This window comes from Magnetococcus sp. PR-3, assembly GCF_036689865.1.
Lineage (GTDB): Bacteria > Pseudomonadota > Magnetococcia > Magnetococcales > Magnetococcaceae > Magnetococcus.
The window spans coordinates 136,527-149,068 of the sequence record NZ_JBAHUQ010000014.1; the positions used below are offsets into that span (position 1 = coordinate 136,527).

9 protein-coding genes are annotated in these 12,542 nt (G+C 49.2%); 6 read left to right on the plus strand and 3 right to left on the minus strand.

Annotated features, from left to right (window positions below; genetic code table 11):
* Window positions 1–107: 107 nt before the first annotated feature.
* Window positions 108–518, minus strand: coding sequence for a hypothetical protein (locus tag V5T57_RS10085; RefSeq protein ID WP_332891081.1), 411 nt, complete (start codon window positions 516–518; stop codon window positions 108–110).
* 272 nt (window positions 519–790) lie between these two features.
* Between V5T57_RS10085 and htpG the strand changes: the two genes are divergently transcribed.
* Window positions 791–2,716 (plus strand): molecular chaperone HtpG, encoded by a 1,926-nt coding sequence (gene htpG / locus V5T57_RS10090; RefSeq protein WP_332891082.1) that lies wholly within the window; start codon window positions 791–793, stop codon window positions 2,714–2,716.
* 155 nt (window positions 2,717–2,871) lie between these two features.
* Here htpG and V5T57_RS10095 read toward each other — a convergent pair whose 3' ends face one another.
* Both V5T57_RS10095 and V5T57_RS10100 read right to left on the minus strand, forming a co-directional pair.
* Window positions 2,872–4,998 (minus strand): tetratricopeptide repeat protein, encoded by a 2,127-nt coding sequence (locus tag V5T57_RS10095; RefSeq protein ID WP_332891083.1) that lies wholly within the window; start codon window positions 4,996–4,998, stop codon window positions 2,872–2,874.
* Between the two features lie 460 nt (window positions 4,999–5,458).
* Window positions 5,459–5,863: a DUF423 domain-containing protein gene (locus V5T57_RS10100; protein WP_332891084.1), complete on the minus strand. Its 405-nt coding sequence runs from the start codon at window positions 5,861–5,863 to the stop codon at window positions 5,459–5,461.
* A 203-nt stretch (window positions 5,864–6,066) separates the two neighbouring features.
* On the opposite strand from V5T57_RS10100, the gene V5T57_RS10105 reads away from it, so the two are divergent.
* From V5T57_RS10105 to V5T57_RS10125, 5 genes are all read left to right on the plus strand, one after another.
* The gene (locus V5T57_RS10105; RefSeq protein ID WP_332891085.1) at window positions 6,067–6,348 is read left to right on the plus strand and encodes a DUF2312 domain-containing protein; all 282 of its coding nucleotides are present in this window, start codon (window positions 6,067–6,069) and stop codon (window positions 6,346–6,348) included.
* Window positions 6,349–6,437: 89 nt separating this feature from the next.
* Window positions 6,438–7,835 carry an SLC13 family permease gene (locus V5T57_RS10110; protein ID WP_332891086.1) on the plus strand — a complete coding sequence of 466 codons (1,398 nt, stop codon included), beginning with the start codon at window positions 6,438–6,440 and terminating at the stop codon, window positions 7,833–7,835.
* A 16-nt stretch (window positions 7,836–7,851) separates the two neighbouring features.
* Window positions 7,852–8,814: a universal stress protein gene (locus V5T57_RS10115; protein WP_332891087.1), complete on the plus strand. Its 963-nt coding sequence runs from the start codon at window positions 7,852–7,854 to the stop codon at window positions 8,812–8,814.
* A 69-nt stretch (window positions 8,815–8,883) separates the two neighbouring features.
* Complete coding sequence (gene rlmKL, locus V5T57_RS10120; protein ID WP_332891088.1) at window positions 8,884–11,058, plus strand: bifunctional 23S rRNA (guanine(2069)-N(7))-methyltransferase RlmK/23S rRNA (guanine(2445)-N(2))-methyltransferase RlmL; 2,175 nt, start codon at window positions 8,884–8,886, stop codon at window positions 11,056–11,058.
* A 218-nt stretch (window positions 11,059–11,276) separates the two neighbouring features.
* Entirely contained in the window at window positions 11,277–12,215 is a 939-nt protein-coding gene (locus tag V5T57_RS10125) for an exopolyphosphatase (RefSeq protein WP_332891089.1), read from the plus strand.
* Window positions 12,216–12,542: the final 327 nt, after the last annotated feature.

A 12,542-nucleotide genomic window follows, 5' to 3' on the forward strand; every position in this document is an offset into this window, starting at 1 on the left:
CTGTTCTTGTTGGTTTGCAACGGCTTTAATGGGTGTATGAATGAAAACGGGCACAGCTTTATCAGCTATGCCCGTTTTTATCTTACCCATGATCGTACTGCCCTGCTTTATTCGACTGTGACATCCCGTCGGGCTGCAACAATGGTAATGGTAAAGCCAGCAATGACATCCACAAAGGCGATCAGTGTCAGGATTAGGAATATGGGGTGACCTGCCATAGGAATCATCAAGAACAACCCCAAATGTGCCACAAATGAGAGCATGGAGATCATATGGTCAATCACTGAACTCATGCTGCTGCTGGTGGATTTGACCATCTCAATAAAGAGTAAGAAAATGGCCACCATGATGAAAATTTCACCTGTGGTTAAAGTGATTGTTGCCCCTGATAGCAGATCAAACCGCTTGACAACAACATCCATAGCCTTGTCTGCATTGCCCGCATACATGAACTGTACCTGAGCAAAATATGCGGCCATCATAAATAGGTGCAGGGGGAGGGCGCGGAAGATACCCATTGTGTGTCCTTTCAAGAGAGTGCGGTCGGTATCATTTTTTTTCCGGCCACAGGTCATTTTAAAATTGATTGGCTGTGCGAAGCTTTACTGCAAATAGTGTGCACATCGGCTTCTTTTGTCTGTTGCGTGTGCAAAGAAGTTGCATGGTGTGAACTTTTTTTTGCCTAGACGGTTGCAAAGTGGCGCGGGGCTACCCATATATGCTCTGAACAAGAGATATAACAGCCTATACCCCACAAGGTGTATGGGAATAAACAGGGAGAACGCAGCCCATGAGTGCCGCCACCGAGACGGAAGTGCATGAGTTTCAGACCGAAGTAAGCCAGTTGCTGGATCTAATGATCCACGCACTGTATAGCAATAAAGAGGTCTTCCTGCGGGAATTGATCTCCAACGCCTCCGATGCCAACGATAAACTTCGTTTTGAGGCACTCTCCGATGATAGCCTGTTTGAAGGTGACAGCGAGCTGAATATCAAACTTGAGTTTGATAAAGAGGCCGGCACTTTCTCCATCATCGATAATGGTATTGGTATGACCCATGATGAGGTGATCACCAATATTGGTACCATCGCCAAATCAGGTACCAAGGAGTTCTTTAAGGCATTGACGGGTGATCAGCAAAAAGATGCCCACCTGATTGGTCAGTTCGGTGTCGGTTTTTACTCCAGCTTCATCGTGGCTGATAAGGTTACCTTGGAGACCCGTAAAGCCGGTGCCGATGCTTCAGAAGGTTACCGCTGGATCTCTGCTGGTGATGGCAGCTATACCTTGGAGAAGTTTGAAAAAGCTGAACGGGGCACGCGCATTACCCTGCATATGCGTGAAGAGGAGCAAGAGTTCCTGGATGGCTGGCGTCTGCGTTCTATCGTACGCAAGTTCTCCGACCATGTGACCTGGCCTGTGCGCATGCTTGAGGAAGTTCCTCCTCCTCCCCCAGCTGAAGGGGAAGAGCCTGAAGCGCCTAAGACCCCAGAGCTTGAGACCATCAACAAGGCCAGTGCCCTGTGGACGCTCTCTAAAAGTGAGATCTCCGATGAGGAGTATAAGGAGTTCTACAAGCATGTCGGGCATGATTTTGAAGACCCCATGCATTGGGTCCATGCCCGTATGGAAGGGCGCATGGAGTACACTCTGCTGCTCTACATCCCTGGTCGTGCACCTTTTGATATGTGGGACCGGGATCGTCGCGGTGGTTTAAAGCTGTTTGTACGCCGTGTCTTTATCATGGACTCCAGTGAAGAGTTGCTGCCCCGTTACCTGCGTTTTGTGCGGGGTGTCATTGACTCTTCCGATCTACCTTTGAACGTCTCCCGTGAGTTGCTGCAACAGAACAAGCAGGTTGAGGCCATTAAAAAGGGTGCTGTCAACAAGGTCCTGGGCATGTTGGAAGATATGCTCAAGAACGATCCTGAGAAATATGCCTCGTTCTGGAAAGAGTTTGGCATGGTGCTCAAAGAGGGCATTATCGAAGATACGGCCAACAAAGAGCGTATCGCCAAGCTGTGCCGCTTCTGCTCAACCCATGATGATGTCCAAGATCCCAAAATTGCGCTGGCTGAGTATGTTGAGCGTATGAAAGAGGGCCAGGACGCCATCTACTATGTGACCGGTGAGAGCTATGAGGCCTGTGCGGCAAGCCCTCATTTGGAGATCTTCCGTAAGAAGGGTATTGAGGTTCTGCTGCTCTCTGACCGTGTGGATGAGTGGACCGTCTCTCATTTGACCGACTTTGATGGTAAGCCCTTGCAGGCCATCACCAAAGGTGAGCTGGATCTCTCCAAGTTTGAAGGGGATGCAGAAGATAAGAAGGATGAAGAGGCTGAAAAAGCGCAAGAAGAGGCGATGAAGCCGATTGCTGAGCGTATGGCCAAAATTCTGGAAGCGGAAGTGAAAGAGGTTCGCTTGAGCCACCGCTTAACCGAATCTCCTGCTTGTCTGGTGGGCGAAACCAACGATATGAGTGCAACCTTGGAGCGCCTGCTTAAAGAGGCCGGACAAGAAGTGCCAAACTCTCTGCGTATTCTAGAGATTAACCCTGATCATGCGTTGTTGAAGCGTTTGAGCAGTGAGTCTGATGAGGATAAGTTTGGGGAGCTGACCCATGTTCTTCATGACCAGGCATTGCTGGCAGAGGGCGGTCAGTTGAAGGATCCCAATCAGTTTGTTAAGCGTATGAACAAACTGTTGATGGCTTAATCATTTTCAACAGTGAGTATACAAAAGGGGTTGTCCATATGGGCAACCCCTTTTTTTATGTGCTTTTAAAGAATGAAGACATTACACTGGTGTTCATTAAGTAAGTGACTGTAACTAAGGCTGTTATCCATCAATCACATCATGCGCTTTACCCTTTAGGAGGTACTGCCTCGGGTTGGCAGCTGACGGCGATTGGCCAGTAGACGCTTCATCCATAGCAGGGGGGTGGCGAATACATAGTTTTCCAAATGCGCAATCAGAGTGTGGGGAAACTGCGTGCTTAGGAGGATCTCTTCTCGTAAGGCGGTGATATCAGACCCCATCTCTTCGGCAGCATCCAAATAAGAGAGTGCTGTCTGAGCACATTTTTTCACACCCTGACCATTAAAAAACATGTAAGCCAAGTTTCTATGGGCCAATCCTTGTCCGTTTTTGGCAGCCTGTGTATACCAGTGGTGTGCTTGGGCAAAATCTTGAGCTGTGCCTAGCCCTTCTGCATAGAGAAAGCCCAACCCCAGTTGGGCTTTAGCATTGTTTTGTTCCGCAGCTTGTTCAAACCAGTAAAAGCTCTTGGTGGCCTCGTTAAAGGTCCCTTTATAGAGTTCGGCCAACAGATACTGTGCACTGGCCTCACCTTTCTCAGCACTGGGTTGTAGATACTTCCGTGCTTCTTCAGCATCCTCAGCTAGGATCTCTCCATAATAATGCATGGCACCTAGATAGTACTGTGCCGTGCGACACCCCTGGTCAGCGGCCTGCATAAACCAATAAGGGGCCTTGTTACGAAGGCCTTTCATATTTTTTTCATGAAAATAATCACATGCCAGCTGTGTTTGGGCTTTTCTATCTCCTGCCCGTGCCCGTTGTATCAGCCAATGGTGCGCTCTTTCAGGATTACAGGTCGTTGTGTCAGGTGATCGGTTTTGGGTGTAGATCTTATAGAGCGCCAATTGAGCGGGCATATCTCCCAATGCTGCCGCTCTTTCGTAGAGTGCAATGGCCTGTTCAATCTTCTTATATTCATAGATACCGGCAAGAGTGCGTTGGGCCACCGGATCGGCGTTTTCTGCCTCTTCTGTTAGCCATTGCATATCTGTGGGTGAGCGAAATAAATTGATTTCGCCTATATCTCTCGAGCTGCATGTTGAGGTGTTGTCATCTAAAAGGGCTATACGGTTTTCCCAATAAGTTGCTTGTTCAAGGTCTTTTTGGGTACCTATCCCTTCTTGGTAACAGGGAATAATGGCCTTTGCGCAAGCATAGTGATGATGATCAGCCCCTGTTTTAAGCCATTGATAGGCCTGGTTGTGATCTTGGGGTAGGTTATTTTTGCCATGCATATAGCCTTCCGCCAACCAATACATGGCATTTGTCATCCCTAGATGGGCCGCTTTTTTCATCCAGATCACTGTTTGTTCAGGGTTGGCCTGACCACCCCACTCCTCGTTGTAAAGATAGGCTAGCTCATGTGCAGCATCTGGGAGACCTGCTAACGCTGCTTTTTGCAGCCAGTCATGGGCTTTTTGCCATGTCTCATGGCTGGGGGCCTCTGTGTCCTCGTTATAGCCTTGGGCATATTTTTTACCTAACAGGTATTGGGCCTCTATATTGCCCTGCTGTGCTGATTTCTTCATCCACTCGACAAATTTACGCGCCCTGTAAGCAGAAAATTCATGATCTGCATGATAGAAAGGGTCAAGGTTATATGGATCAACAGGGTTCCGTTTAAACTTTTCGAGCTGTTCAATATAATAGGTTTTGGGAACACCAAGCTCATATATGTAAGCTTCTGCCAAGCGTTGCTGAGCAAGCATATGTTCTTGCTCAGCAGCTTTTTCATACCAGCTAAAGCCCTTGTTTTCTTTGTCCTGATAACGTTCTATCTCCGCCAGTCTAAACTGTGCCTCGGCACAACCAAGATCTGCCGCACGGTTTAACCATGTCTGGGCTTTAGACGCATAAGTATCCGTAACAGGCTTTAATCTGTGTGATGAGGTACGCCCAGATAACAAAACTGGGCGAGATGATCTGCGGCTAAACTCTTCATAAATCATATAGAGCAAAACCTGACAGGTGGTATCGTCTTGCTCTGCTCTCTGTTCTAGCCAAGCTATAAGATTACTGGTCTCTGCATCCTCTTGGCTCATCCCCATAATCGTACAATCTAGGGTTGTATAGAGGGCTTCTGCGGATGGGTCTTTCCGCTGCTTAAGGCTGTGGAGCCAGCGAAAGGTATGGAGTTCTTTAAACGCAAAGCGGGGTGTTTCTGGCAGCGGCGGCATAACGCAGGCTCCTGCAAAGAGTGTTGAGAGACAACACGATGCAAAAAGCAAAGAACATACCCGTGTGCGATGCCTGCTAAGATGACCCTCTGTATCTGCCTATAGAGACAGGGGGTTATTTGATTGAGAAGTTTTTTTTCACGAAGTGAGGGCGGGGAGGAGGCGGGAAGGTAATGTCAATTTTTTGCTTTATCTCATCTTGTACGTGTGATGATCCTGCCCCTCTTGGGTCAAGGGGGGGGGTGAAAGGGGGGACGTCTGCACATAATCTCAGGCCAGGGCTTTTATTACGGTGTACCCTGTACAGGTTTATCCCTGTTGATGATCAAAGGGGGGGATGGTGACGCGTTGCTGTTTTACAACATGCATTGGTATGAAAGCCTATTCAGCATAGGGTTGCTTGGGGCTTTTATTAGAAAAAAAGTGGAGTGTGCGTGGTCTATCTTGGGTTCTGGTGCGGCTAAATCTCTTTTGATACAGCAGGGGTCTGCCAAGCCGCCCAGGCCCACCAACCCCAGGCAAGCATTAAGCACAAGCCACCTAAGGGGGTCAGTTTGGCGGCTATTTCAAAGGCAGGATTGATCGCCCGTAAGTAGATCATACCGCTAAACAAAGCGACACCAACTACCATGAGCCAGCCAATAAACCGATGTTTCCCTTCGACCTTAAAATGGCTTACCCACAACCCAAACCCCACCAATGCTAAGGCATGGTACCACTGATATTGCAGGGCCAGGGCCACCCCTTCCCAGCGATCAATTTTTAACAGCTCAGGTCGTAAGCTATGGTGGGCATAGGCACCAAAGAGAGTGGCTGTTAGGGCAAAGAGTGCTCCGAGTGCTATAAAAGTGCGGGTAGGGGGCATACCATTTAATCCTAATCTGGATTGTATTCAAAAAAGTGCAGCAAACATTCGGTTAAAGAGTGTAGTCAAAGGGGTTGGATTCAACAAGCCGTGTCAGATTCTGGCTTTGTTTGAGCAGTTCGGATATATTCTATCCATTCCAGGTCTGTTTGGCCTGAATGGATGGTATTGCCACTGCTGATGGTGGCGCTTGAATGGAGGCCATGTTGAACGATTCACCAGAAAATGCATCCAATGAAGAAGAAGATAACCTGCCCATCGAAGCAGGCCACTTTCAACAGCTGATCGAACGTATTGAGCGGTTGGAGGAGGAGAAAAAAGGGATCGCTGAAGCCATTCGGGATATTTACCAGGAGTCTAAGAGCCTGGGCTATGACCCCAAAGTGATGCGTCAAGTGATCAAGATCCGTAAAATGGATACCCATGAACTGGATGAGCAAGAGGCGTTGTTACACCTCTATCTTCAAGCTCTGGGTATGCGCTAAGGCTCATTTTTCTGAGTGACGGATCACCCAAGATGGTTGGGCCACGGATATGGCCTGTTTTCTCCTCTACTTGATCAAGGTGTTACACCGTGGCCTATTTGCGTGAGAAAAGATGGTTCTTTATCGCCATGCTGGTTGGCGCATTAATGTTGACTTTAATGCCCCTACCCGACGGGTTGACTGAAGAGGGGCGAGTGGTCTTAACCATGACCGTGGTGGCCACCATTCTCTTTGTGACCGAACCTGTTCCCCTGCCTACCGTGGCCCTGTTGATTGTTATCGGGCAGGTATTGCTGATGGGCATTAACTCCTCCCATGTTGCCCGTAGTCTGATGAGTGATTCTGTGCTCTTTATCATGGGCTCTCTAATGCTCGCTGTTGCGGTGGTCAAACAGAAGTTGGATAAGCGCATTGCGCTATTTATCATCCGCTTTACAGGTACCAAGACTTCACGTATCGCCTTTGGTATTTCCGTGATGTCTGGTCTTTTGGCCTCCTTTATTGGTGAGCACACTGTGGCGGCCATGATGTTGCCCGTGGGTATCACCCTTATTACGCTTACCTCTGATGATCCGACCAAGGTGCGTAATCTGGCAGCGGTGTTGCTCTTCTCGATCGCTTATGGTTGCTCGGTGGCTGGTATTGGTACCCCATCCGGTGGGGCACGAAACGCCATTATGATCGGTTATTGGGCTGATTTTGAAGGGGTGATCATTGATTATGTGACATGGATGATCTACGCCTATCCCATGTTTTTGTTACAGTTACCTTTTGTAACCATGATTTTGCTCTTTACCTTCCGCCCTGAGCATTCAGATCTGGCCCCTGCAGTGGCTAAACTGAGGGCACAAGTTGAAGCTGAAGGACCTTTAAAAGCGAAACATTACGCCTCCATCATTATGTTTTTCCTTATTCTTTATGGTTGGGTTGGGCTCTCAGAAGGGGTGGGTATGGGTACCATCGCCATCTTGGGTGCTGCGGCCTTTCTGGTTGGGGGGTTGGTCAAGTGGGAAGATCTGAATAATGGTGTGAACTGGGGGGTGGTGTTGCTCTACGCCGCTGCCATCTCACTGGGTGTTCAGATGAAAGATACTGGGGCAGCCGAGTGGGTGGCAACCAGCTTCCTAAACCTGCTGACCCCACTGGGGGCGGATGAAGGTATGGGGTTGTGGTTGGCGGTTTCTGCCTTAACTACTGGCGTAACCAATACCATGTCAAACGGTGCTGCGGTGGCGGTTTTGGGTCCCATTGTTCTTAATTTGGCCAATGCCGCTGGGGAAAGCCCCATTGTCATTGGTTTTATTACCTCTATTTCATCTGCGTTTGCTTACTTGACCGTCGTGGGAACGCCGGCTTGTACCATTGTTTATGCATCGGGTTATTTGAAAACCTCCGACTTCCTCAATGTGGGGTGGCGGATGGCGGTGATGTCCACCATTTTAATGCTTGTTTTTGCGGCGATTTACTGGCCGCTCATCGGCGTTTGAGCCATAGGAGAAGACCATGACTCAAAGTTTGAACATCGAAGAGATGGGCGCTGACGAACGCTTCCGCATTCTGGTTTGCATCGATGGATCTGAGGATGCCTACCGCGGTCTGCGTTATGCGGCTAAACTGGGCCATGGGGTGGATAGTGATATCACCTTACTCTATGTTCGGCCTATCGATCAGGGGCTGCGCACAGGGGGTTTGCAGGTTCGTGTTGCCCGTGAGAATATTTTGGATTGGGGGCAGGACCTGCCCGGTATGCGTTGGTTGAAAAAAGGGCATCAAATCCTCATGGATATGGGGGAGATGTCTGATGATTGGGAGGCCAGTCAAACCAGTCAGGAGGCCCATGGTGATCCTGCTGGGGATAACACCCTGACCTTTCTTCATGAAAGTGGAAAAACCATTACCCTGCGTCTCAAAGTTGCCAGCAGTATTGAAGTGGGGATTTTAGATGAGCAGGAGGCAGGGGAATATAACCTCATAATCATGGGGGCTTCAGGTCCACGTGGTGCGGTTGAAAAGGTCCTCGGCCCTACACCTGTGGCAATGAAGGTGGCTATTCATGCCAAGTGCTCGGTTATCCTGGCGCGGGGCTTAGAGGAGGGGCATGGCCATCTGATCTGTACCAATGGATCTCCCCGTTCCATTGATATGGTGCGTAATGATGCAATGTTGGCCCACCGTTGCCAATGTCCGGTCTCACTGTTGGCTGTTTCAGCCGATGAGGAGGGGCGCAGTGAAGCAGAGGAAGGTCTGAACAAAGCCATTGGGGCGCTCACGGAGTTGGGGATTGAACCCAAAGAGGTCATTACACGGGTAGGGGACCCTGCCTATGAGATTGTGGCTCAGAGTGAAGGGTATTCTCTGGCGGTACTGTCTGCCACAGCTACCGGTGCATTAAAACGCTTCTTTGTAGGTGGTGTGGCGGTCAGTGTGCTACAACACGGCAAAGGTTCGGTCATGGTGGTGCGATGAAGCACCGAGTGAATCGATCATTGTGAACATACGCGCAGGAGTTCCTGCGCGTTTTTTTTCGGGGTACCTATGTATCGTTATTTTGCCACCACGGCACGGGGGTTAGAGCCTGCGCTGGCTGCTGAGTTAAAGCAGATGGGCGCGAAGTCTGTACGTCCTGCATCAGCCGGTGTCGGGTTTGAAGGGGATGTCGAGATGGGCTTGCGGGCCTGTCTATGGTCCCGTGTGGCGACTCGTATCATTCTATCGTTAAAAAAGATTGATGTTTCGAGCCCCGATGCGCTCTACCAATCCATCTATGCCATCCCATGGGAAGAGCATCTGGCCCCTGAAGGTACCTTGGCTGTGGATTGTATTGGTACCAATAACACCATTCGTCATACCAATTTTGGTGGGCAAAAGCTTAAAGATGCGGTGGTGGATCGTATTCGCGATAAAAAAGGGAGCAGGCCCAGTGTGGATCCTGCCCGACCTGATCTGCGCATTAATTTGGGGATCCGTGGTACTGAGGGGCGGGTGGGTATTGATCTCTCAGGAGAAGGTTTGCACCGCCGGGGGTATCGTTTAAGAGCTGGTGATGCTCCCCTTAAAGAGAACCTTGCTGCGGCCCTGCTTTATTATGCCGGTTGGCCGGAGCTGGCCCGCGAGGGGGCGACCTTTGTTGATCCCATGTGTGGCTCTGGTACTTTGCCCATTGAAGCCGCCATGATGGCCGGGGATGTTGCGCCAGGCTCATTGCGTCGATATTTTGGTTTTCGCCGTTGGCGTGGGGCGGAAGGTATTGCAGATATCTGGCAACGTTTGGGGGAGGAGTCCATTGAACGCCAGCAAGCGGCAGTGGATCACATGCCCATCATTGAAGCTGGCGATCATGACCCTTATATGGTGCGTGTGGCTGAAGGTAATACGGAAGAGGCCGAGTTGGAGAGCTTTATCCGTTATCATCATCGTGATGTTGCCGCTTGGCAAAAAGGTTCAGATTGGTCCGAGCAGCCAGGGGTCTTGGTAACCAACCCCCCCTATGGTGAACGTTTGGGGGAGGTTGTTGAACTTAAGGCACTGTTTGCAAAACTTGGTATGCTGCTTAATGGGCCCTTGTTGGGGTGGCGCAGCGGTGTACTGATGGGAGATGTGCTTTGGCAAAGTGCTATGGGTCTTCCTGAGCAAGGGCAGCGTATGGACCTGAATAATGGTCCTATTCCCTGTGCCTATATTCTTAATGGTCAAGCACCAGAGTCAGCTCCCAGCAAAGGTAAGAAAAAACCAGAGGTAGATATGCGCCAGGGGGTGGTCTCTCCTGAAAACGCACAAATGTTTGCCAATCGTCTGAAAAAGAACCAAAAACGGCTGAGAAAATGGGTGAAAAAAGAGGACGTGCACTGCTACCGTCTTTATGATGCCGATATGCCTGAGTATTCATTGGCGGTGGATCGCTATGAAGATTGGATTGTCGTACAAGAGTATCAGGCCCCAAGTACCATTGCGGATGCGGATGCCCACCGGCGCTTGCAGGATGCCTGCTCAGTGATCCCAGATGTGTTGGGTGTGCCACCAGAGCGGGTGGTTGTTAAGCAGCGTAAACGGCAAAAAGGCTATAACCAGTATGATAAAATGGCCACGCGTGGTCAAAAAGTTCTGGTACATGAGCGTGGTTTGAATTTTGAAGTCAACTTGACGGACTATCTGGATACCGGCCTGTTTCCAGATCATGCTCCGTTAAGGCGTCGTATCGCTGAAGAGGCGGCTGAGAAACGGTTTTTGAACCTGTTTTGTTATACGGGCACGGCCACGGTACATGCCGCTGCAGGTGGGGCGCTAACGACAACAAGTGTGGATCTCTCCAATACCTATTTGGAGTGGGGGCAGCGTAATCTGGATTTAAATGGTTTTAAAGGGGAGCACCAATACCGGTTTATCAAAGCTGACTGTATGACCTGGATTAAAGAGACCGATCAAACGTTTGATCTCATCTTTTTGGATCCCCCGACATTCTCCAATTCCAAAAGTATGCGTGAGAGTTTTGACATCCAGCGTGATCAGGTTGACTTGATTGGGGCTACAGCTCGTTTACTAAACCCGGAAGGTGTTCTTTATTTTTCGACAAACCGAAGGAAGTTTAAATTAGAAAAAGAGGTGCTTGAGGCACAGGGGCTGGTTTTGGAAGATATTACCCGACAGACTCTTGATCCTGATTTTCAAAGAGATCCTCCCATTCATCGCTGCTGGCGTATCACTTGCAGATAGTTTTTGTGTGCGATCATAAAAGGGTCGTAAAAACGGTCTAAAATGGACTGATAGTTGCGAAAGTGTACCAATCTGCGTGAAAACGGTTTCCAAACCCTTCCCGATTGGGTATCTTTCGAGTTAAACGTTTTCTTTTCCTCAATTCTCCAAATGTTTTGTGGGAAAATAACAGGCAAGAATCCACGAATTGCCCTGGATTGGTTACGGAGGAGGTTCCGGTGTCTGATACTCAAAAGTTCCGTCTGGTTACCCGGAGCGATTTTGATGGCCTGGTGTGTGCGGTTGTTCTTAAAGAACTGGACATGATCGATGAGATCAAATTTGTCCACCCCAAAGACATGCAGGATGGCAAAATCGAGATCACTGGGCGGGATATCACCACCAACCTTCCCTATGTGGAAGGTGTGCATTTAGCGTTCGATCACCATGCTTCGGAATTGATCCGTCGAGGCGATGCTGCTCCCGATGACCATATTATCGACCCCCATGCTCCTTCGGCGGCACGGGTTGTCTATAAATACTTTGGTGGCGCTGAAAAATTACCACGGATCTCTCATGAACTGATGACGGCTGTGGACAAAGGCGATGCCGCCATGTTCACAGAAGATGAAGTTCTTAACCCTACGGGTTGGGATCTGCTGAACTTCCTTATGGATGCCCGTACAGGCTTGGGTCGTTTCCGTACGTTCCGTATCTCCAACTATCAGTTGATGATGCATCTGATCGACTACTGCCGGGATCATACCATTGAGGATATCCTGGAAGTAACCGATGTGAAGGAGCGTGTGGATCTTTACTTTGAGCATGAAGAGAAGTTTAAAGATCAGATCCGTCGTTGTTCCACCGTTTATGATAATTTGGTTGTGTTGGATCTGCGGGATGAAGAGACCATCTTTGCCGGCAACCGTTTCATGATCTATGCGCTTTATCCTGAGACCAACATCTCGATCCACGTACTGTGGGGATACCAGCGCCAGAACACGGTCTTTGCCATTGGTAAGTCCATCATCAACCGTACTTCAAACACCCATGTTGGTGAGCTGGCACTGAAGTATGGCGGTGGTGGTCACCGCAATGCTGGTACCTGCCAGGTGGGGAATGAAGGTTGTGAAGATACGCTGAAAGAGATTGTGGCTCAGATTACCAGTGATGGTTAATGCTTAACTGAGTACGTTTATGGAAAAAGCCCGGCCTTTATAGGTCGGGCTTTTTTTGGTTTATCTTTTACTGGTCGTTGTGTCATCTGCCCTCTGGCTGTGTAACGCGCTCAGGTGTGCTGGTATCTGCTCATGGGCTTAAGCGTTTGCTTGCTGTCATGGCGGTGTGGGTTGGTGTTGAACAATAAAAGACATATATAATGTGTGGAATAAGCCCATTTGTCTGCGGTATTTCATGTGTCGCTGGTGTGTGCTTGGGGCGATAGAATGTTTAAGCTCGAGCGTTGGTTGGTTTTTAGAGGTTTGTTTTTCTTGATCTTGTAGATA

What these genes read in the sequence shown, in the direction of transcription:
- rlmKL (WP_332891088.1), top strand. Translation starts at nt 8,884, where the DNA reads ATGTATCGTTATTTTGCCACCACGGCACGGGGGTTAGAGCCTGCGCTG.
- V5T57_RS10115 (WP_332891087.1), top strand. Translation starts at nt 7,852, where the DNA reads ATGACTCAAAGTTTGAACATCGAAGAGATGGGCGCTGACGAACGCTTC.
- V5T57_RS10105 (WP_332891085.1), top strand. Translation starts at nt 6,067, where the DNA reads ATGTTGAACGATTCACCAGAAAATGCATCCAATGAAGAAGAAGATAAC.
- V5T57_RS10100 (WP_332891084.1), bottom strand. Translation starts at nt 5,863, where the DNA reads ATGCCCCCTACCCGCACTTTTATAGCACTCGGAGCACTCTTTGCCCTA.
- V5T57_RS10095 (WP_332891083.1), bottom strand. Translation starts at nt 4,998, where the DNA reads ATGCCGCCGCTGCCAGAAACACCCCGCTTTGCGTTTAAAGAACTCCAT.
- htpG (WP_332891082.1), top strand. Translation starts at nt 791, where the DNA reads ATGAGTGCCGCCACCGAGACGGAAGTGCATGAGTTTCAGACCGAAGTA.
- V5T57_RS10085 (WP_332891081.1), bottom strand. Translation starts at nt 518, where the DNA reads ATGGGTATCTTCCGCGCCCTCCCCCTGCACCTATTTATGATGGCCGCA.